The organism is Bradyrhizobium sp. (assembly GCF_049519115.1).
Taxonomy (GTDB): domain Bacteria; phylum Pseudomonadota; class Alphaproteobacteria; order Rhizobiales; family Xanthobacteraceae; genus Bradyrhizobium.
Map to the genome: position 1 here is coordinate 16,868 of NZ_JBEKRB010000037.1, position 20,814 is coordinate 37,681.

At 58.1% G+C, this 20,814-nt stretch carries 15 protein-coding genes and 1 pseudogene; 1 reads left to right on the top strand and 15 read right to left on the bottom strand.

Features of this window, described 5'->3' with window-relative positions; translation table 11 throughout:
* Positions 1-93 precede the first annotated feature (93 nt).
* A pseudogene (locus ABSE61_RS24480) lies at positions 94-1,466 on the top strand (transposase).
* A gap of 157 nt (positions 1,467-1,623) precedes the next feature.
* Here ABSE61_RS24480 and ABSE61_RS24485 read toward each other — a convergent pair.
* From ABSE61_RS24485 to ABSE61_RS24555, 15 genes are all read right to left on the bottom strand, one after another.
* On the bottom strand, positions 1,624-1,782 hold the full coding sequence (locus tag ABSE61_RS24485) for a hypothetical protein (protein WP_423873720.1): 159 nt from the start codon (positions 1,780-1,782) through the stop codon (positions 1,624-1,626).
* Positions 1,783-2,071: 289 nt separating this feature from the next.
* Complete coding sequence (locus ABSE61_RS24490) at positions 2,072-4,081, bottom strand: cache domain-containing protein (protein ID WP_423873721.1); 2,010 nt, start codon at positions 4,079-4,081, stop codon at positions 2,072-2,074.
* Between the two features lie 232 nt (positions 4,082-4,313).
* Positions 4,314-5,417, bottom strand: coding sequence for a DUF2336 domain-containing protein (locus tag ABSE61_RS24495; RefSeq protein WP_423873722.1), 1,104 nt, complete (start codon positions 5,415-5,417; stop codon positions 4,314-4,316).
* Complete coding sequence (locus ABSE61_RS24500) at positions 5,414-7,555, bottom strand: putative bifunctional diguanylate cyclase/phosphodiesterase (RefSeq protein ID WP_423873723.1); 2,142 nt, start codon at positions 7,553-7,555, stop codon at positions 5,414-5,416. The genes ABSE61_RS24495 and ABSE61_RS24500 overlap by 4 nt, the downstream gene beginning before the upstream one ends.
* 30 nt (positions 7,556-7,585) lie before the next feature.
* Complete coding sequence (locus tag ABSE61_RS24505; protein ID WP_423873724.1) at positions 7,586-7,906, bottom strand: cupredoxin domain-containing protein; 321 nt, start codon at positions 7,904-7,906, stop codon at positions 7,586-7,588.
* 25 nt (positions 7,907-7,931) lie between these two features.
* Positions 7,932-9,020 carry a cytochrome-c peroxidase gene (locus ABSE61_RS24510; protein ID WP_423873725.1) on the bottom strand — a complete coding sequence of 363 codons (1,089 nt, stop codon included), beginning with the start codon at positions 9,018-9,020 and terminating at the stop codon, positions 7,932-7,934.
* 1,298 nt (positions 9,021-10,318) lie between these two features.
* A complete protein-coding gene (locus ABSE61_RS24515; protein ID WP_423873726.1) occupies positions 10,319-11,503 on the bottom strand; it encodes an ABC transporter substrate-binding protein in 1,185 nt (394 codons plus the stop codon).
* A gap of 59 nt (positions 11,504-11,562) precedes the next feature.
* Positions 11,563-12,024, bottom strand: coding sequence for a nucleoside deaminase (locus ABSE61_RS24520; protein ID WP_423873727.1), 462 nt, complete (start codon positions 12,022-12,024; stop codon positions 11,563-11,565).
* A gap of 55 nt (positions 12,025-12,079) precedes the next feature.
* Positions 12,080-12,787 carry an ABC transporter ATP-binding protein gene (locus ABSE61_RS24525; protein WP_423873728.1) on the bottom strand — a complete coding sequence of 236 codons (708 nt, stop codon included), beginning with the start codon at positions 12,785-12,787 and terminating at the stop codon, positions 12,080-12,082.
* Entirely contained in the window at positions 12,784-14,601 is a 1,818-nt protein-coding gene (locus ABSE61_RS24530; protein WP_423873729.1) for a branched-chain amino acid ABC transporter ATP-binding protein/permease, read from the bottom strand. The genes ABSE61_RS24525 and ABSE61_RS24530 overlap by 4 nt, the downstream gene beginning before the upstream one ends.
* 11 nt (positions 14,602-14,612) lie before the next feature.
* Positions 14,613-15,488, bottom strand: a complete 876-nt coding sequence (locus tag ABSE61_RS24535) for a branched-chain amino acid ABC transporter permease (RefSeq protein WP_423873730.1) — start codon at positions 15,486-15,488, stop codon at positions 14,613-14,615.
* A gap of 19 nt (positions 15,489-15,507) precedes the next feature.
* Positions 15,508-16,695, bottom strand: a complete 1,188-nt coding sequence (locus tag ABSE61_RS24540) for an ABC transporter substrate-binding protein (protein WP_423873731.1) — start codon at positions 16,693-16,695, stop codon at positions 15,508-15,510.
* Between the two features lie 136 nt (positions 16,696-16,831).
* Positions 16,832-18,340, bottom strand: a complete 1,509-nt coding sequence (locus ABSE61_RS24545; protein ID WP_423873732.1) for an amidohydrolase family protein — start codon at positions 18,338-18,340, stop codon at positions 16,832-16,834.
* Positions 18,341-18,357: 17 nt separating this feature from the next.
* Complete coding sequence (locus tag ABSE61_RS24550) at positions 18,358-19,530, bottom strand: amidase (protein ID WP_423873733.1); 1,173 nt, start codon at positions 19,528-19,530, stop codon at positions 18,358-18,360.
* Positions 19,527-20,759, bottom strand: a complete 1,233-nt coding sequence (locus ABSE61_RS24555; protein WP_423873734.1) for an amidohydrolase family protein — start codon at positions 20,757-20,759, stop codon at positions 19,527-19,529. The genes ABSE61_RS24550 and ABSE61_RS24555 overlap by 4 nt, the downstream gene beginning before the upstream one ends.
* Positions 20,760-20,814: the final 55 nt, after the last annotated feature.

A 20,814-nucleotide genomic window follows, 5' to 3' on the forward strand; every position in this document is an offset into this window, starting at 1 on the left:
CTGCTTTGGGCCGATTTTGTTGCAGAAGTCGGTTGAGACAGGCAACGAACCGTGATTCCATTCTGCTGACGCGAATCTCGGCGAGGTCGATCCATGATGGGCCGTCTGAAGAGTGACCAAGGTCAACTGTTCTACGAGTTTCACCTTGGTGATGCGGTTCCTGAAGATCATCTGGTACGGAAGATTGACGCCACACTCGATCTATCCTGGCTGCGGGGCGAGCTTGCGCCTCACTATTCGTCGATAGGCCGCCCGTCGATTGATCCGGAACTGATGATCCGGATGCTTTTCGTGGGATATGTCTTTGCGCTCCGCTCGGAACGGCTGATCTGCCGCGAGGTGCAGGTGAACCTTGCCTATAGGTGGTTCTGCAGGCTCGGGATCGAGGACGCTGTCCCGGATCATTCGGCGTTCTCGCGGGCCCGCAACGAGCGATTCCGCGAAGGGGATGTTTTTCGTCACGTATTCGAACGGGTCGTTGAGGCGTGCATCGTGGCCGGTCTGGTTGGTGGCGAAGGCTTTGCAGTCGATGCGAGCCTGATCCAGGCCGACGCCAACAAGCAACGCTCGATCGCTGGTCAGGATTGGCGCAGGGATCGCGATCCGGCGAGGTCCAGCCGTGCCGTGAAGAAGTATCTGGCGACCCTTGACGACACAGCGTGGGGCGCCGCCAGCGACGTTGTTCCGAAGTTCGTTTCGTCGTCCGATCCCGCGGCCCAGTGGACCGGAGCTCACAAGGGACCGGCGTTCTTCGCTTACTCCGACAATTATCTCATCGACGTGAAGTTCGGCGTCATCCTTGATGTCGAAGCCTCCCGCGCCATTCGCCAGGCCGAGGTCGGCGCAGCAAAGACCATGATCGAACGGACCGAAGAGCGCTTTGGTCTCAAGCCAGAGCGGCTTGTCGGTGATACCGCTTACGGGGCGGCTCCGATGCTGAACTGGCTGGTCGAGGAGAAAGGCATCGCGCCGCACATCCCTGTGTTCGATAATCGAAGCGGGATGATGGCACCTTCTCGCGCAGCGACTTTCGATATGACCCGACAAGCGACGTCTACCACTGCCCAGCGGGTAAGACCCTGACGACGACGGGGACACTCGTGAATGGTGGAACCACACTTATCTATCTAGCGAGGAAGCATGACTGCGACGGCTGCAAACTCAGAGCGCAGTGCTGTCCAAAGGTCCCGTTTCGCAAGATTCCACGCGACCGGCACGAAGCCGCGCGCGATGTTGCCAGGTCCCTGGCTGGCACCGATGGGTTCGACCGGTCGCGACGAGAACGCAAGAAGATCGAGATGCGGTTCGCGCACCTGAAGCGCATCCTGAGGCTCGGTCGGCTTCGACTGCGTGGTCCACGAGGCGCCCAGGACGAGTTTGTTCTGGCCGCTATCGCTTAGAACCTAAGGCGGCTCGCATCGCTGGCTGCGCGACCGCCACCCGCTCAGGCTCTCTGTATTGCGTAGCGTAAAAGTTGCGTAGAGAGCGTCGGGGTCGGGGGATCAAACCCCCGTCGCTCCAAGTGAAATGGCCGAACAACATCATCAGTCACGGCCGACTTTTACAACAAAATCTGCCAACATCAGACGTCGATAATGGAAGAGGCCACCAACTGAGGCGGCCTTATGCCTGCGGCTTTTCCTCGTCCGCATACTGCTTCCGAATTGAGCGCAGTATCTCTTCCATAGTGCGTTCTGGCAAATTATTGGGCCCGCTGAGCGCCCGCAAAATATGTTCGAGCACTCGCTTCTTTTCAGGCGGATAGAATTCAATATCGATCATGCGTGGTATCCAAGGTGGAGACAATTTGACCACAAACAAATGCGTGCCAACAGTTCAAGATAACCTAAATTGGCTATCGGATTTCAGCACCGTAGAGGCGAAACGAAAGAGGCCTCCAAGTAGGGCGGCCTACTCGCTCGACGCTCGCCGGATTGTTGGGGTCGCGAAATCGCACGAGGATCGGTAGATTTCGGTGGTGGGTCAGCCTTGGGTTTCTGCCTGTTGAGTTCATACCGAACGATTCGTCCTGTTCATGCCAAAGGCAGACTTGATCGACCGTATGCGCTTATCAAGCGGCTTGACGGTTTGACACTAGTTCTCCGAGGGCTCTGCTGGCTTCATCCGATAATTCGAATCTGACCAGCGTTGCAGTTTCACTCTTACGCGCAACAACGCCATTCAGCTCCGCCGAAATACCATCAATCACTAACGTAACCGGTGTATCGACGGGTGCGTTCGGAACGGCTTCATCAATCATAGCGCCTCCGATCGAGATATCGCGAACGGTTACCTTGACAGACCTGCCCTGCATCTTCAGCGACCCCGGGCAACGGATATCAACGCGGGACGAGGTCCGGCGATTGACGTCGGTTGTTGAGGTGCGGATCACCCGCACCAGGGTGGCGCGAAGATCGGCGACTTTACTGGCGATCTCAGCCGAGCCATCTCGGATTTCTGACGCTCGCCGACCAGTTTCGATGGCTTCGTTGGAAACTGAGGCGATCTGCGCTGCGACCTCTAGAGCGGCATGTGAGGTTTCTTCAACACCGCGCGATATCTCCGCGGTAAATGCGCTCTGCTCTTCGATCGCAGCGGCCACGGACGAAGACATCAACTCAACCTTGCGAATAACTTCACCAATACTGGCAATCGAGGCAACAGACGCCTGCGTTGCGTCCCGGATTTCATTGATCTGCTGAGCGATGTCGCTGGTTGCTTTAGCGGTCTGCTCGGCCAAAGACTTGACCTCCGCAGCGACTACCGCAAACCCTCGTCCTGCCTCCCCGGCTCGGGCGGCTTCGATCGTCGCGTTGAGGGCCAAAAGATTGGTCTGGCCCGCGATTTCACTGATCAGGTTGGTTACCGCGCCAACCTTGCCAGCGGCCTCGGACAGTTTGGCAATCGTGGCCTGCGCCTGGGTCGAAGCCGTGACCGCTTCGAGTGTAAGCGTCCGTGACGAGTTTACTTGAGTCGCAATTTCGGAAATCGAGGTAGTCAGTTGCGACGAGGTCTTAGCGACGGTCTGGGCGTTGGTAAGGGCTTCCTCCGCTGCCGCCGCAACGCTACTGCTATTTTTTCCCAACAAAAGCGCACTGTCGTTCATTAACACCGCATTGCCAGCCATGCGATCGGTCTCGGCCGCAACTTGACCCACAGCGACGTTAGTTTCGCGCTCGACGGATTCCGCCATTTCCTTTAGGGCTTTCCCCTTTGTATGTTCAGCAATTACCCGCCGCTCTCCTTCCATGATGGCGTCATTGTAAGCCTTCTCAGTGGCCTTGGCCTTAAAGGCCTCTACCGCCCGCGCTACCTCGCCGACCTCGTCACTACGGTTAAGGCCGGGCAATATGACCTGGACGTTTCCCTCGGCGAGTTCGTGCATGGCGCTAATCAGTAATTTAAGAGGCCGAGTGAGCGAGCGCGTAGCGACATAGCTGGCAGCCATCGCAAGGAAAAACGCACCAACTGTCGAATAGACGATTATCGAGAGCGTATTGTAAGCCGACTCCAGAAAATCCGATTTCTTGATTCCAACATACAGAATGCCCAGCACCTTGCCGCTCGAATCCACGATCGGATCATAGGCAGTCATATAAGGCGTGCCGAGGATTTCGACCTCTCCGCGAAATGGGGTCTTTCGATCGAAGATCGCTTCGTAAGCTGGACTGCGCGCAAGCCTTGTCCCCACCGCCCTTGTGCCGTCAGGCTTCTGGACATTGGTGGCGATTCTCAGGTCATCAAGGAAAATAGTGCAAGTGCCACCGACCAGGCTCTTGACCTTGTCCACCGTCGTCTCGTCGCCGTTTAGGATATGTGGACCCGCCAGAAGCTTGCCATCGGCGCTTGTAAAATTGTCGCCATTGGCGCGAACCACATCCCATGCAACCCGCATGTTGGTGTCGACGCGCTCCATAGCGGCCTTGGTTGCACCGGCTTGGAGCACGTACCAAGCCACAACCGTCAGGCACACGCCGAGCATGAGAATGCCGGAGGCAGACAGAAGCATTATCCTCGGCGTCAGCCGGAGGGTTTTTAGCAAGCGTGCGCGCGGAGCTGCTGAAACCGGTCTTGCGCCCATAAATAACGCCCTCTCAGCGTTCAACGCTACAGCGTCGAGATTGTTAAACGCTAAAGATCGGTATCGGATTTCGGCAGGCCGGTATTTATACGGAGGCTCGGCTTACGTTTCACACCAGCCGCTCGCAATCTTGATCATCCAATATAGTCCGCAAGATTGCCTCGGCTCACGATCACGTCCGCGGCCGCAACATAAATAGTCTCGTCCAAGATATTTGGCGGCGAAACGAAGGTCAGGCGGCGCCTGACAGGGGCTTTGCGCGTTCGCGCATGCGATAAAATTGCAGCGCGGCCATCGCCGTCTTCAACTGCAGGCGCGTGAAGGTGACAAAAGCTCGTTCGATAGCTCCGGCTTCGGTCCGATCCGATTGCGCGCCCAGCACCAGGATGGCCTTCGTCGTCGGCCAGGTCAGGTCGGTCGCCTTGGCCAAAATGATGAGTTGCTCCGTATTGCTCCTGACCAATATCTGCTCCACGAGCTCAATCGGCAGATCGCACAACAACGAGATTGCAGTTGTGGTCCTGTAGAAATCACCCCGTTCCGCAAAATCCGCCAATCGCGCTTGCGTGAGCTCGCCCGCTTTATGAAGCGCCATCACGTCCATTGACGCATCAAGATATACCGGTGATTCCGTTCTCGTCTGTTTCAGAAGTTGAGTAGACGCCCGCGCCACGAGTTCGCGAACGATCGACGTCTTGTGCGCATCATTTGCCTCCAGCTGCTTCTGGACCGCCTTGGATGCATCCACAAACAGTTTGACCAGTATCAGGCGCGGAAGCTCTGGCCGAGCCCATACAGACAAAGCCAGATCGACGTCGTCGCGTGATCGCTCGGCCAAACTGGCGTAGCCGAAGTCGGAAAAACTTGCCTTTGCGTTGCGCGCGGCGCATTCGGCGACGGCACGATCGCCCCGCTCCAGCAGCACATCCGTAACCTCCCGAGGCAACTCGGCTCGTTCTGCGATCGCAAGCAGGTGCACTTGGCTCATTTTCCGCGCGTTAGATACGATGTCTTCCTGTACGAGGCGCCCCGATAAGGACAAAACCGGTCTCGCAACCTCAATCGCTTCATCAAACGCAAGTAGCCGAATCGTCCCGCATGGCGCATCCGGGAACGAAGACAAACGTTGACTGAACGTTGCCCTGGCGGAGATCTCGACTCTGCCGACAATGCTCAACATAATCTGGTCGAACAATTTAATGTGACCTTCCGAAAAGCGTCCGGACCCGAGCGCAAAAAGATCTGACACGAGACGTAGCGCCTTAGCCCGGCGACCAATGTCACCATTTGACATTGCTTGCTCAAGTTCGTCGATTAGATTGGAATCCAGGGTCATCGCGAATTATCCGCGTAAGTTAAAAGCTGGCATCTCTCGCCATTCGGCATCGGAATTCGCTCGGCCGACGCTGATGGAACCCGCGATTCAAAGTGAAGCTCGCTTAGACGCACCGGGCGGCCGAACAAATACCCCTGGAGGAGGTCGACACCGGCCTCCCGCAGCAGCTCCGCTTGCTCGTCCGTCTCTACGCCCTCCGCGGTAATGCTGATCTTAAGACCGCGCGCGAGCGTCGTTACCGAAGATATGACGGCGTCGCAGTCCGACCGCTTTCCCATTCCTTGCGTAAACGAGCGATCGATTTTGATCCTATCGAATGGAAATTTTGTGAGATAACTCAGCGAAGAATATCCCGTGCCGAAATCGTCGAGCGCTATTGTAACGCCAACATTTTTTAGCTGCCTGATCGTGGTCAGGAACTCTTGCTCGTTTTCCAGCAGCACACTTTCGGTAATCTCCAGCTCGAGCCTGCCAGGCGTCAAGCCGGACTCGACAAGCGAACACAGGATAACGTCAAACAGGTCCCCGCGCTTGAACTGGACCGCCGAAAGATTGACGGCGACAGTGACGTCGTCCGGCCACGTCACGGCGTCCGCGCAAGCTCTTTCCAGGATCCATTGCCCCATCGGGATAATAAGGCCAGTTTCCTCGGCAAGCGGAATGAACCGATCAGGCGGGATGAGGCCCTTGACCGGATGGCGCCACCGTATCAGTGCTTCCATCGCACATACGCGATTGGTTTTGGCGTCGACGACGGGCTGATAGTGAAGCTCTAGCTCCTCGCCCTCGATTGCAGCATGCAGTTCGAGTTCCAGCAAGCGGCGCGCATCGACGGCGCGCAGCATCTCGGGGCTGAAGAAAGCAAAAACGCAGCCCTTGTCGGCCTTGGCCTTGTACAGAGCCAGGTCCGCCTTCCGCAAGAGGTCACTGGATACACTCCCGTGTTCGGGGGCGAGCGCAATGCCGATGCTCGTTCCGATATGCACGGTATGACCGTTCAGATCGAACGGCGCGGAAAGCCGCTTCTCGATCCGCAGCGACAATGCGATGGCCGCTTCGCGCTGCTCGTGTTTCGCGCGTTGAAGGATAGCGAATTCGTCGCCGCCGAGCCTTGCAACCACATCGCTATCGCGCACCGCGGCTTTTAGCCGATCCGCGACTTGCTTGAGAAGCTCATCGCCGACGGCATGGCCGAAGGTGTCGTTGACGATCTTAAATTTGTTGAGATCTAGCATGAGCACTGAGAAGCATTCATCTGGCCATCCGAGCTCCGAGAGCGCCTTACCCAAGGCCATGTTGAACTTGGCGCGATTGCAAAGTCCGGTAAGCTGGTCATGGTGAGCTAGAAACGATATCCGGTCGATGATTTCCTGATCCTGGTCGGCGCGAGCTTTAATGCTACGTTGCATCGAAACGAGAGAGCGCTGGAGGCGTCCTAGCTCATCGCTTCGTTTGACCGCGAATTTATTTGTTAGAAAGCCCGCAGCGATGCTTTCTGCAAACTGCATGGAGAGTAGGATCGGCTTGCTCATGGAGTGCGAGAATGCAACCGCAAGCAATAGTCCGGCCAAGACCGTACAGATCGAAAGCACGAGCAGTGTTTTGCGCGAAGTGCTGACCGTATCTTCGGCCGTGCGACGGTAGTCAAAGCCATAGGCTGCGACATTCTCTACAAGATCATCGAGTGCGGCCGCGGTTTCTCCTCCCTTCTTCTCAATCACAAATCGCGAGGGAATTGAGGTCAGTCCGACCAGCGGCGGATCGAGCACCTGGAGTGCGGCTTCCGACCAATCGCGAATGCGCGCTCGGGCTCGCTCAAGTGCCGACGTTACTTCTTCGTTTGCGACGCGCCCCTGGACGATATCGAGATCTTCCGCAATTAGGGAGAGTCCCTTTCGGTACTTCTTGATCATTGCCGACTGAGTATTTCCGTTTGGGCTTAGCTGAACAAGGCCATGCATATTGTTGAACGTGGCATGGGCCGACCTGGCATGGTTGATTGCCAACAGCGGTCCGTCGTAAAGCCGCACAACAAGCTCGCCAGAATCTGAAACGCCCCGGAAGCCGAGGACGGCGAGCGCACAGGCCAATGCAACGATTAGGCTAAATGCGCAAAAGAATTTGATGCGGATGGACATTACAGACTTCCGACCGGTGCGCCGCCTCCGCTATTCGGTTACAACAATCGTCATCTTCATCCGTGGATGGATTGCGCAAAAAATTAGAACTTCGCCCGTCTTGGTAAAGGTCACCTCGGTGGAAGTTCCAGGGCGTTGCGATCCTAGATCGAATTCATTGCCGGAGCTCACCGACACCACATTATGGGGCACGGTGTCGTCATTCAGGAATGCGATCGGCTCGCCCTTTCGGACACTCGTAAGCTCAGACGAGAATACACGACCCGCCTGATGGATTGTTTGGTTCGCGGCCAATGCGAAAGCCGACGGTCCAAAGAGCCCCAACACCACGACTATTGGAATTACACGCATTAGGAGCGCCGCCGATCTGGATAACTCAACGAGGGAAAGTGGGCACGGTTGTGAGCATTAGCTCGCTTGAAAGGCACTTGAGGAATGCGATCAGATCTAGCTTTTCATCTTCTGAAAGCCTGAGAGGAACGATTAGGTCCGAAAGGCTTGCTCTCTCAATGCCACCGCGATCATAATGCTCGATAACTTCTTCGAGTGTTGCGAGCGAACCGTCATGCATGTACGGGCCGCGGCGCGCGATCTCGCGCAGCCCGGGAGTTTTAAAGGCGTGGTTCATCTTTGTAACCCGGGGCAGAAACCGCCCGCGTCCGGGATCTGCGCCAGGCAGGCCGATGTCATGGAAGCCATCGTTGGTGAAATTCCAGCCTTCGTGACAGGAGGAGCAGTGGCCTTTGGTGTTAAAAAGAGCGAATCCGCGCTTTGCCGATTCCGAAATGGCATTTTCATCGCCGTCGATCCAGACATCGAACGGCGCCTCCTGCGAGACAATCGTGCGCTCATAGGTCGCGAGTGCCTCTGCTAGTGTATCGGAGCTCAACCCTTTGTTCGGAAACGCCGCGTCAAACAACAGGCCGTATTCAGAAACAGATCCAAGTCGCTCCAAGAGCTCGCCGATTGGCATATTCATTTCGGTGGGCGACTGAATCGGCCCCTTTGTCTGTTCCTCAAGACTGGCGGCGCCACCGTCCCACAGATAGGCGGCACGCCAAGCTGAGTTGATAATGCTCGGCGAACGCCGGGTAAGCTTCTGCATTCCGTAGCCTACGCCGACCGGCAGACCATCACCCCAGGCAAAGCCCGGATCGTGGCAGCTTGCACAGGACTGAGCTGAGCTTTTCGACAATCGCCTGTCGAAGAAAAGCTGCTGGCCAAGCAGAGCTTTCTTCAGTGTGTATGTGTTTTGCTTGGGAAAGGGAATATCAAGTGGCCGTCGATAATCTGCCTTCAATTGGTCGACAGCAACGGCATGATACGGAATATCGCTGACCACTTTTGTTTGTCCGATTATCGCCGCGCCGAAAGCTGCTTGGGTGCAACTTAGCAGAACCATAATGATGATCGCGCCTGCATAACAAAGCGATCCTCCTTGGCGCACGGGTGTTGCCGAACTCATGCCTGTATCACTCACATTTCTTTCTGTACTGTCGATCTGGCAGCACTTCGTAAAGCCCTGCGGCGATGCGAAGGTTGGTCATCGTAGGCTGGTTTGGGTGAGGCTTCCTAAGCTGATCGTTGCCGCCGACGACGCGCTGTCGCCTCGCCACCGTCGGAGCGAAGAGCTGAAATTGAGCTCAGCGCTGATCTCGGTTCCCCACACTACGGCGCGTAACTTTTTTAAAGCTGAAGATGCGTATCGGATTTCTGCAAATGGGTATTTCTACGGGTATGCAGGCTTCAGTTTACCGCGCGCTCACGACCTTGGGGCACCGCGACCGGCGCCGGTTTCCGCAATGGGTCAACCGCGTCTACCTGACAGTTCGGGGGAGACTTCTGGCCTATCCATCCACGGACATTGTTAGGTCAGCCCAGTTGGTTCGTTTGGTGCCACATGCAGGCATTCGATCGAATGAAGGGGAACGCCAACTGAGGCGACCCAGTTGAACTTTGCGCGCTCTTCAAAACGTTTGGCTCTTGTTTCACAGGCTTAAGAGAGATCGGATAGAACCTTCAATTGCTATTCGGCGCGAACGTATGTCATCATTTCGAGATACAGCTTCGCGTCCCGTCGAGAGGCTTTCGCTTCGCCATAGAGGCCCATGTACAAATGGGTATCAGCTGACATGTTTAAGAGGCGTCAGGCTTTGACTACGTAATTTTACGGTCTTACTCGCTCTCGTGTTGCTCTCTGATCGAGCGGAATACGTCCACCATCGGGCGCTTGAACGCAGCTTGCCGGTTTGCCTGTCCATGAAATGGACGCGGCAGCAGGCTATGCATGGAACAGCTTCGTAGCCCTCGCCGTACTCGCACTCCATCCGGTGCTGGACGTTTTCGTGCGTTACCGGGCAGATGAACATTAGATTTTTGACGCGACCAATCATTAGTTAGCATTAGCACGACGGGAGCAAGTCGATCGCTTCCGGTTCGATACGTATGGCTTTTTTCGGGGGGCATATCCATTGTGCCACCGCCCCGATGTCGGCGGTAGGTCCGCTTTACCCCCACGAAGCGACATTGTCAGCTAGACCGATCACGTCGGAAAAGCGCCCTCGATAACAGACATGGTGGCTCTTGGTATTTTTGTTGGTACCCGAAGGTAATCAACCATCGATCGGCCTGATTTTGAGCCATCACCGCGAGCATTTCGGTGCCGTCCCTCGGCAACTAACAACTAAAGCCGCGACGGCGGTGCGCAGCACTTGGTTTGATTCGGTTGGTTTAGGTCAACCCCGCCGCAGCCAACGGCATCGATCATCCCGATACGGGTTCGATTTGCTCGCCATTGTAACGGACCATAACGTAGTCATTTTCGTTGAGCGCGTCGTGATTCTCATTCGTGAACGGCTTCGTGTAAGTCTTGATCAACCCTTGATAGTCATCGATGGCCAGGAATCCTTCGCGCATTTTGGGACCTTCGGTTGAACCAGCTTTTGTGATTGCGAGAGCCGTCAACTGCATGGCATCGTAGGCATTAGCAACACCGACTGGAGGCGTGACATCGCCAGGGCCCTTGACGTCGGGATACTTTGCCATTAGCGCCGCGAGCACGCGCTTGCCCACATCGTTTTGTGGACCAAAGAAGCTGTAAGTTTGAACGAAATGCACCCGCCCAGCCCAGGAGCCCGCAAGCTCTGGGAAGCGGCCGCCCGAGATTCCCCAGTGCGAAACCACAGGCACGGTCCACGCGGACTTCTGCAAAGCCTTCATGACCTGCGCTCCCGGGGCCGCATTTCCGACCAAGATGATCGTGTCCGCACCTGCTTCACGCAGCCGCTGCAACTGCGGCGTCATATCGGCGTCCTTGTCGTCAAATTTTTCAGTGCCGGCAAGCTTGATGCCTGCGGCTTCTGCGGCCGCGGTTAGACCCGAAAAATTAGACTCGCCCCATCCATTGTTAACGAGCATAAGGCCCGGCTTCCTAGCGCCGAATTTCGTCATCGCGTATTTGATCAAGGCGCGGTCGACCAGAACGTCGACGGCCGAGACTCGGAAGCAATAGTTTGGGTCAGCACCATTGCGGGTGACATTCGTTGCTGCCGCCCAAACACCCATAAACGGCACATGCGACTGATTAACGATCGGGACAATAGCCAGTGACACCGGACTATCGATACCCCCAAACAGGACGGAGACCCCCTCCTTGTCTATCAATTCCCGCGCGGCGGTTTGACCCTTGGCGGGGTTCGATTCGTCGTCGCGGCGGATAAGCTCCAGCATCCGACCGCCAAGCACGCCTCCCTTGGCGTTAATTTCGTCGATGGCGATGGTGAGACCGCGCGTGATCCCCTCGCCAGACTTGGCGGATTGCCCAGAAAGCGCCGCTACGAGGCCAACCTTGACCGGCTCCGCCGCCAGCACGGAACGACCAACGAGGCTTCCCACCGCAATGCCGGCAGGAAGAACGATAGCTTGTCGCCGCGAAAAACGTAATGTCATTTGAGAGCTCCGATCCAGAATGATTTTGATTGCTTGAAAAGCGGATCAATGTGCGGATATCAGAACGTCACTTTATCCGGTTTAGCCACCCACGCTTCGTATACCGCCAGCGCCTCACCGGCCAGTTCCCTGTTTTGTACCATCGGGATGATCTTTCGGCTATCGAGCGGACGGGCTAGCTCTTCGTAGAACGGCTCATCGCCGAGGCCAATGTCGCGCGAGTCATCCATCGATAAGGCATAATACGCGCGATCGAGCCGCGCCCACAGCATGCTGGACATACACATGCAACACGGCGCACCGTTGGTATAGAGCTCGCAGCCCGAAAGATTGAAAGTGTTGAGGCTGGCACTGGCGCGACGGACGGCGAGCAATTCGGCGTGAGCCGTCGGATCATTGCTGGAAAGAACTTCGTTGTGGGCCTCGCCGACAATCTCGCCATCCTTCACGATAACCGATCCAAACGGCCCGCCGTGACCGGTGTTCATGCCCTGTTGCGCGAGTTCGAGAACCCGCCGCATATACTTGGTTTCATACATCCGTTATCTCCCTTGAATGTCCATCCGTGCCGCCATTTCAACCACCCAGAAACGCGCGCTTGACTTCCTCGGTGTCCCGCAGGGTTTCCGCGGTGCCGGCCAGTACGATCTTGCCCACTTCGAGTACATAAGCGCGGTCACAGCAGGCCAAGGCTTTGCCCACATTTTGTTCGGCCAGCAGTACCGAAGTGCCATCCCTGACGACCCCCCTAATCCCCGCCAGCACTTCGTCCGCCAACTTGGGAGACAATCCTAGCGACGGCTCGTCGAGCAGCAACAGCCGCGGCTGGCCCATCAACGCACGGCCGATTGCGAGCATCTGCTGCTGACCGCCGGATAGCTGCCAACCGAGCGCTTCCTGTCGGGCGGCCAATTGCGGGAACAAAGTGAAGGCGCGATCAAGTCGACGCGCGCGCTCGGCCTTGCCTGCATAGATCGCGACTTCCAGATTTTCGCGAACCGAAAGGCCCGGAAAGACACGCCGACCTTCCGGCGAATAGCCCAGACCGAGGCGAATTCGCTGTTCAGTTCGAAGTCCCATGACGTCGCGGTCGAGAAAGCGCAAAGCCCCGCTCTTCGGGCGCTGAAAACCGACGATGGATTTAAACAAGGTCGATTTTCCGGCCCCGTTCGCGCCGATCAGCGCTACCGCCTCGCCGTTACCGACTGAAAGCGTGGCATCCTTGAGCGCAAAGACAGGTCCATACCAGACGCAGAGCTTGTCTATTTCAAGTAGGGCGCTCATGACACGCCTGCCGCGACCGGAAGCGGCTCGGACGCTCCCAATCCGAGGTAAGCCTCGATGACCCCGGGGTCTCGCCTCACGGCATCGGGCGATCCGGCGGCAATGACTTTGCCGCGATCGAGACAGATCAGGCGCTCGGCCAGCGCGGCGAGGAATACGAGGTTGTGTTCGACCACGACCACAGTGATTCCGTCAGCTGCAAACGTCTTGATCCGCTCGGCAAGATCGAGTTGCTCCTGTTCGTTGAGGCCGGCGGCCGGCTCGTCAAGCAGCACCAACGCCGGGCCGGTCGCAATCGCGCGGGCGACCTCCACGCGGCGACGCGTACCGTACGGCAGACCTCCGCAGGGCTCCATCACGACGTTGGCGATGCCCAACCGTTCGGCCGCGGCCAGCGCGATACGGCGAGCCCGTTCAAGCCGACGGTCGCCGCCGATCGTCGTGATGGACTTGAACAGCCCGGTGCCGTCGATCCCGGCACGTGCCAGCGCGATGTTGTCTAGGGCGCTCAGGTCATCGACTAGATGAATATGCTGGAAGGTACGCGCGATGCCGCGCCGTGAAATAATATGGGCCGGAGACCGGGTGATGTCTTGACCACGAAAGGTTACCTGTCCGTGTTCGCAAACATAAAGGCCGGAGATGACGTTGAGCAGCGTTGTCTTTCCCGAACCATTGGGACCAATGAGGCCAACGATCTCGCCGTCCCGCAAGTCGAAGCTGACACCGTCAAGGGCGCGCACGCCGCCAAATCCCAACGTCACATCGCGCGCGGCGAGAATATGATCATATTTCTCGGCAAGAGCAGCCTGCGGCGCCTGCTCCGAGACCGACGGGGGCTTCGGGCGCTGCGAATGCCCGAACAACAATACACGCAACCGCTCGAGCGCTCCGACAAGACCATAGGGGGCGAGAATGAGGACCGACAGCGCCGCAACCCCGTACGCAATCATGTAATAGTTTTCCAAAACGCGAAACCACTCGCGCAGGAAGACGATCAGGATGGCTCCCAAGATAGCACCGGCAATTCGCGTGCGGCCGCCAATCACGGTCATGGTTAGACAGGTCACCATCAAGGCGAGATCGAGGTTCTCAGGCGATACGACGTGGATGACATGCGCCATCAGCGCGCCTGCAGCACCGCCATAGGCGGCACTAAGAACAAAGGCGGCAAACCGAAGATGAGCGATGTTGACGCCGAGCGCCGACGCCGCGACGCGATCTTCACGCATGAGATGGAAGGCCCGACCGTAAAGGCCCCGAGTCACCTGATAGGAAATTAGGCAGCCGACCAGAACGAGGCTCCAAACGAAATACAGCACCGAGCGGCGGTCCGACAGAACGAGGCCGGCGAGATCGATCGAAGGAATGCCGGGCAACCCGTTGGTGCCGCCCGTGATGTCACTCCACTGGATGGCCAGCAGCAGTACGACAAGACCTATGCCCAGCGTCGCCAGCGAGAAATAGTGCTCCTCGAGCTTGAGCACCGGCACCGCCACGACGACAGCAAGCAGCACCGGCGCTGCGATCGACAACGGGAAGGTCACCAGGAAGCCGGCCCCAAAATACGTGGCGACGATTCCCGTAATGTATCCGCCGATGCCAAAGAAAGTCGCCTGCGCAAGCGACACCGCGCCAGCATGACCGAAGACGAACTGGAAGCCGAGCACAAGCAGCACATAGATGCCGCACAGCGTCAGAATCCGCATATCATAAGGGTTAGCGAAAAACACCGCATAGATTACGAGCGCGACGGACGCAAGAACCAGTGGGAGCCGAATGCCGGAGAGAAGCCAGGAGAACAAAGCCGACATCCCCCGTCTGATCAGGCGCGGCGCTGAACGCGCTCGCCGAAGATGCCCTGCGGGCGAACCACGAAGATCAAGAGAAGCGAAATGTAAAGCAGACCTGTCGCTGCCGCATACGACACATAGGCAGATACCACGACCTGAAACAGCGAGATGATCATGGCACCGATCACTGCGCCTGGGATACTGCCCCATCCGCCGATGACGACAGCAATGTAGGCATAGACGCTGAGCGGGATGCCGCCGGTCGGATAGACAAAGAACTGATTGGCAAGCAGCGCGCCGGCGATACCAGCCAGCGCCGTGCCCAGCCCGAAGGTGGAAGCGATCAGCGCGAATGCGGGGATGCCGACGGCCTGGGCCATCTGGCGGTCTTCAGCGGTCGCGCGCAGCCGGCGTCCGAGTTGCGTGCGCGTGAAGAGCAGATATTGCGACGCGATGAGGATCGCGGCCACCACCATCGTGCCCATTGCCTGGATGCTGATCTCGATCTCGCCGACATGGGCGACGCCGCTTTTCAAGAGCGGCGGAGCCGCTTGTGCCTGCGGACCGAACAGAACTACAAACGCGTTTTGCAGGATGATACCGCACAGCAACGTACTGATGAACACGGTCGATGGTGGCCGGTTGATCAGAGGAAAATATGCAAGCAGCGCTAGCGCAACGCCCAGTACGAACATGATGAGAGCAACGAGTGGCAGGAAGTAGACGGCGGGGATTTGCGCGAGCGAACCGAGGCCGACAGCCACGTAGCCGCCAGCCATTACCAGATCACCATGGGCGAAATTAACCGCGCCGGTCGCATTGACGATGAAGACAAAGCCAAGTGCGACCAGCGCATAAGCTGCACCAAGGGCCAAGCCGTTGATTACGAGTTGAAGGAGCGTAATCACGGCCGGGCCGGTAATGGGCTCATTTCAGCACCATATCCGCGCCAGCATAGTGCGCGACGACCTTCGGAATGCGGCTCGTACCATCCCAGCAGACGATTTCGGCATCGTGTGAGAGATCGCCTTTGCCATTGGACTTGTAGGTCATGGCGACGCCTTCATAGGTCTCTTTTTGCAAGGCCGCGCGCAGGTCTTCAGGGGTTTTCGCGCCCTTGGCGATCAGCGTCAGCGCCATCATCACCCCATCGTACTGGCCGAGCGCAAGACCGTCGGGTTCAATTCCGAACTTCGCTTTATAGGCGTCCGCCCATTCCTTGATCTTTGGCGTGGCACGCGTCTCCGGTGCCGACGGCGTTTCGGCGCAGACGTCCTTGAGCTCAGCCGGTTCGAATAGCGCCGTCGCAGTAGGTTCGACGATCGACGAACTGTTGATGATTGGCACCGTGATGCCGGCAGCCTTTGCCTGCTTTACGATCAGCGCCATCGGCGCGGCGACCGAATGAACGACGATAGCGTCGGCGCCCGATGCCTTCACCTTCGAGAGCAGCGGCGACATATCCTTGGTGTCAGGCGCGATTGTGGAGTCCTCATAGACTGGTTTGACGCCGAGCTTCGTGAAATCCTCCTTGAGCAAGGCAAAGCCGCCCTGCCCGTAGGCCGTCGTGTCGCTGATCAGTGCGATTTTGGTCTTCTTCAGCGTTTCGACCACGTAGCGCGCGTGCGCGACCTTGATCTCGCGGTCATTAGGTAGGAAACGGAAGATATAGGGGTTGTCGCTCTCGGTGATCTTGGCGAGGCCCGAAATGGTCAGCAGCGGGACCTTGTACTCGGCTGCGACCGGCATCATCGCTATCATTTCCGTGCCGAACACCGACACGGCAGCAGCGATCGGCTTGCCATTGCTCAGCGCCTTGTCGAGAGCGGTGGCCGCGCCAGTAGCGGAGGTGCCGGTATCGAAGATCGGATAGTCGATGGTCTTGCCGCCAGGAGCGTGCTCCAGTGCCATCACGGCACCATTTCGCTGACTGCCCCCTTCTACCGAAAGAAAGCCAGTGATCGGCATGACGATCGGCAGATAGGCATCCGCGGACCTCGCAAGCCCGGGGGATATCGCCACCAGACCCAAGCCAAGCATCGCTGCTAAGCCGTGTTGGTAACGACGTCCGTGACGCCACGAAATTGAAGAGCCGCGCGGTGCAGTAACACTCATGAGTACCATTCCCCTGGTTGTACGCAGCTTTCCGGCACTCAACTGCGAATAAAAAAGATTTCCTCGCAGGAATACTGGCTTGGGGTCATTTGGCTGTCAAGGACAAAAGGTCGGCAACGGTTCAACCGCGGCCTGCTCAGGATTCGTGCGGCATTCCCAGCCGTTGAACGTGATAATGTTCACAAGCCAGATTGCGGCAAAAATGACCGACAATCGATTGCAAATCTCTTGCGAATGACCGCGCCGGCACGTTGACGGCGAATAGCCGCTCGGCCGCAGCAGAGGCATCGCGCCTGAGCTTTTTTTCATCGATGGTTGTCAGCCGGCCGCGATCAAGCACCATGCGGCCACCGATCATGACGCTGTCAACCGCCCCGCCATTTTCGGTAAATACGATCTGCGTCACCAAGTCATGGCAAGGCACGTAATTGATGTGACCAAGATCGAGAAACACGATGTCGGCCTTGAAACCGGGTGCGATCTCCCCGACCTTGCCGCCGAGGCCCATGGCACGGGAGCTGCCGACGGTCGCCATGTGCAAGACTTCGTCTGCGCCCAGCCACTGCTGGAAATCATGGGTCTGGACCCGCGAGATCAACGCAGCGAGACGCGTAGATTCGAACATGTTGAGCTGGTCGGAACTGTTGGCAGCGTCGGTCGCGATGCCAACATTGATGCCACGATCCAGTGCCGGGCGCAGATGTGCCAGGCCAGAGCCGAAACGCATATTGCTCACCGGCGCATGCACCATCGAGGCACCGTTGTCCGACAGGCGGGCGAGGTCGTCGCGGTCGAGCCAGATGGCATGCGCCGCGGAAAAATGGGGACCAAGCATTCCGAGCGCATCCAGATGCGCCGTTAGCGTGCGGCCATATTTGCGCAAACCGAGGATCGCTTGCGTCTTTGTCTCGGCTAGATGGGTTTGCAAAGGCAGATCGTAGTCACGCGCCAAGTCGCGGCAGCGAACCAGAAATTCGTCACTGCAATGCAGAGGGATGGTCGGCGCGATCGCAGGACGGATCATTTCCCGGTCGAACGACCAGTCCTCATATATCGTTTCGAGTGCATCGGCGCTCGCCTGGTATGGCGCAAGCTGGAATGCAATCACCTGCGCCCGCAACGGCTCGGGAACGTTGTCAATCAGATCCGGATAAGCCTGATACAGCGTCTTGTCGGCAAGCATGGGCGCGATTACGGCGCGCATGCCGGCATCCTGATAGGCTTTTCCCAAGGCGGCCAAACCATCACGGCTTGGCATCGGAAATTCGAAAAACAGGTCGTAACAGGTCGTGCAGCCTTTGCGGATCATTTCGACCGCCGCGACCAGACCGTTGAGATATTTGTCTTCAAGGGTTCGATGACCGGTCATTCCCGGCATCGCGTTGAGGAACAGTTCGAGTGGCCAGCGATCGCCGACCATTCCCTTCGCGAGAGTTCCGTGGCCGTGCACGTGCCCATTGACGAGACCCGGCATCATCGCACGATCCGAGGCGTCAATGACGTGCGCAGCCGCCGGAGCATCCATCCCCGCCTGACCAATCGACAAAATCCTGTCGCCCTCGATTAAAATATCGGCCGGAGCCGCCTCACGCCGGCGCAGATCGACGAGGCGGCCGTTCCGGATGATGGTGAAATGGTCCGCCACAGGATGGGATCACCGCGTTATTGAAAATGGGCCGCGGTCCATTCGAGCAGACCGCGATCGCTGCCGCGTGGACCGATCAACGATAATCCGATCGGGCAACCGTCGAGAGTTCCAACCGGCAAGCTGATTTGTGGCAGCCTTGCGAGTCCTGCGACCGCCAACAGCGCAAAGGCTCGCGCGCGAAAAGCCTCGAGCTCCTCCGGAGCCGTATTCAGCTTCGGCGCTATGCCGGGCGCGGTCGGCAAGCAAAGCAGGCAATCGTCACCGAGCAACTGCGCCATATGTTGCGCGACCGTCTCGCGCTTCGGCTTCGCTTTTGCGACCTCGTTCGGATCAATGGTCCGCGTCCACTGAAACCGCTCACGAATGCCGGGCCCAAACGCTGGCTGATGGCGATCGATCCAATCCGAATGAAATTCCCGGATTTCGTCACCCTGGAGAATGCGAAACAGTGCGGACCATTCTGCGGGATCGCTGATGTAGATTTTGACCTCGCGCACGTTCTTAAACACAGATTTTGTCTTGTCGATTCGCTGTTGCAAGGCGCGAACGATCGCCGGATCGACGGACGCAAAAGCGTCCGCGGCGATCAGCAGCGTTTTTGGCGCCCACGGCGCCGACAGCGGCAACAGGACATCGCCGACCTGCCGCATCATTTCTGCAGTGCGCGCAAACCAGCCTACCGTGTCGAAACTCGCCGCCAGCGGCACGATCCCATCCGCCGGAATCAAGCCATGGCTGGTCCGAATGCCGAAGATGCCGCCATAACTGGCAGGCAGACGTACCGAACCGCCGCAGTCCGTTCCGAGCGCAAAATCCACCAGGCCGCCGGAGGTCGCCGCCGCCGAGCCGCTGGACGAACCGCCGGGAATGCGGCCCGGCGCCTTCGGATTTGTCGGCGTGCCGTAATGTATGTTTTCGCCGTTGAGACTGTAGGCGAGTTCATCGGTGTGCGTCTTGCCGACCATGCGCGCGCCGGCATCGAGAAGGCGTTGTACGCTCGATGCGGTGCGATCGGCAGCCTCATGCGTCTCTAGCCAGACCGGGTTACCATTGCCGGCGCGATATCCCGCGATGTCGTAGACATCCTTCACGGCCATCGTAAGACCGGCGAGCGGGCCCGTACCGCTGCCGTCAAGCGCGACGTGGGTATGGCGCGTGAAAGCGTTAAGCGGGTCGTTTGGAATCATTGGGGTCTGTGCAATGTGGCAGGCTGACGCGAGACCGTCTGGCGACCGCGCTTGAAGGCATAGAGCACCGGCGTCAACTCCGCCACCGCCATCGCCGGCTCGGCCGCATCCAGCACGATCAGATCGGCGGATTTTCCGACGGCCGCGCCGTAATCCTTCAGACGCATCAGGTGCGCCGGACGCCGCGTGACCATGTCGAAGCAGGCCTTCATGTCAGACTGCTTACCGACCTGGCAGATGTTGGCGTACAGATTGGCCATGCGGAGCGGCGAGCAGTCGCCGAACGGCGTAAACGGATTAAGGATATTGTTGCTCGATAGCGTACAATTGACCCCATGATGCAGCAGCTTGTGCGCCGGCACGACGCCTCGGGGCACGTTGTGATCATGGGTGTGATTGCGGCCCATCAAAAACAGATCCGTCGATGGCAGCACCGTCAGCGTCACCCCGGAATCCGCCAGCCGTTTGGCCGTTGCCTCGAAGGCCGGCATCGAAAGGCTGGTAGCCCGGGTTACGTGGCCGATCGCGACGCGGCCGCCATATTTGTGCTCGTCGGTACGACGGCAGACATGTTCAAGGTCCATATTGTCAGCGGTAGGACCGAAATCCAGATGCATGTCGATGTCGATGTCGAACTCGCGGGCCATCTCGAACACGCGATCAATCTGCCCGGGCGGATTGCTATCGGTATACGGCGCGCCGCCTACCACGCGGCAGCCGCGCTTGAGCGCCTCCATCATCAATTCGTCCGTGCCGGGATTGTTGAGCAGGCCCTCCTGCGGAAAGACGCAGATATCAAGGTCGATCGCCCACGCATATTCCTTGATCAAGGGCATCACACCTTCGAGGCTGCGCAGCCCGACGCCGGGATCTACTTCGAGATGCGTGCGCATATGCGTGGTGCCTTGAAGGATCGCCTTTTCCAGCGTTCGCTTTGCACGCGCGTGCACATCTTCCGGCGTGAACGCCAGCTTGGCCTTGGCGGCCTCCGCGATCGCCTCCTCCAGATCGCCGCGATCCGACTTGCAGCGATCGAGGATGCAGGACTTGTCTAGATGGATATGGGTTTCGACGAATCCTGAAGAAACCAGCCGCCCTCCGAGATCGATGGTCTCGCCGTCGGCCGAAAGTTCGGGCGACAACGCAACAACCTTGCCTTTGTCGATGCCGATGTCGGTGACGCTATCCTCGGCGCCGACGAGGCGCGCATTTTTGAGAATGAGATCCATGGGCCCCTTACCCGGTTGATCGCTTCAGCACGGGGCGATTCAAGGCGAGCTACTC

What these genes read in the sequence shown, in the direction of transcription:
- ABSE61_RS24520 (WP_423873727.1), bottom strand. Translation starts at nt 12,024, where the DNA reads ATGCGGCGGGTTCTCGAACTCGCGCAACAGGGCATGAACACCGGTCAC.
- ABSE61_RS24490 (WP_423873721.1), bottom strand. Translation starts at nt 4,081, where the DNA reads ATGGGCGCAAGACCGGTTTCAGCAGCTCCGCGCGCACGCTTGCTAAAA.
- ABSE61_RS24505 (WP_423873724.1), bottom strand. Translation starts at nt 7,906, where the DNA reads ATGCGTGTAATTCCAATAGTCGTGGTGTTGGGGCTCTTTGGACCGTCG.
- ABSE61_RS24555 (WP_423873734.1), bottom strand. Translation starts at nt 20,759, where the DNA reads ATGGATCTCATTCTCAAAAATGCGCGCCTCGTCGGCGCCGAGGATAGC.
- ABSE61_RS24530 (WP_423873729.1), bottom strand. Translation starts at nt 14,601, where the DNA reads ATGTCGGCTTTGTTCTCCTGGCTTCTCTCCGGCATTCGGCTCCCACTG.
- ABSE61_RS24485 (WP_423873720.1), bottom strand. Translation starts at nt 1,782, where the DNA reads ATGATCGATATTGAATTCTATCCGCCTGAAAAGAAGCGAGTGCTCGAA.
- ABSE61_RS24510 (WP_423873725.1), bottom strand. Translation starts at nt 9,020, where the DNA reads ATGAGTTCGGCAACACCCGTGCGCCAAGGAGGATCGCTTTGTTATGCA.
- ABSE61_RS24495 (WP_423873722.1), bottom strand. Translation starts at nt 5,417, where the DNA reads ATGACCCTGGATTCCAATCTAATCGACGAACTTGAGCAAGCAATGTCA.
- ABSE61_RS24525 (WP_423873728.1), bottom strand. Translation starts at nt 12,787, where the DNA reads ATGAGCGCCCTACTTGAAATAGACAAGCTCTGCGTCTGGTATGGACCT.
- ABSE61_RS24550 (WP_423873733.1), bottom strand. Translation starts at nt 19,530, where the DNA reads ATGATTCCAAACGACCCGCTTAACGCTTTCACGCGCCATACCCACGTC.
- ABSE61_RS24515 (WP_423873726.1), bottom strand. Translation starts at nt 11,503, where the DNA reads ATGACATTACGTTTTTCGCGGCGACAAGCTATCGTTCTTCCTGCCGGC.
- ABSE61_RS24540 (WP_423873731.1), bottom strand. Translation starts at nt 16,695, where the DNA reads ATGAGTGTTACTGCACCGCGCGGCTCTTCAATTTCGTGGCGTCACGGA.
- ABSE61_RS24500 (WP_423873723.1), bottom strand. Translation starts at nt 7,555, where the DNA reads ATGTCCATCCGCATCAAATTCTTTTGCGCATTTAGCCTAATCGTTGCA.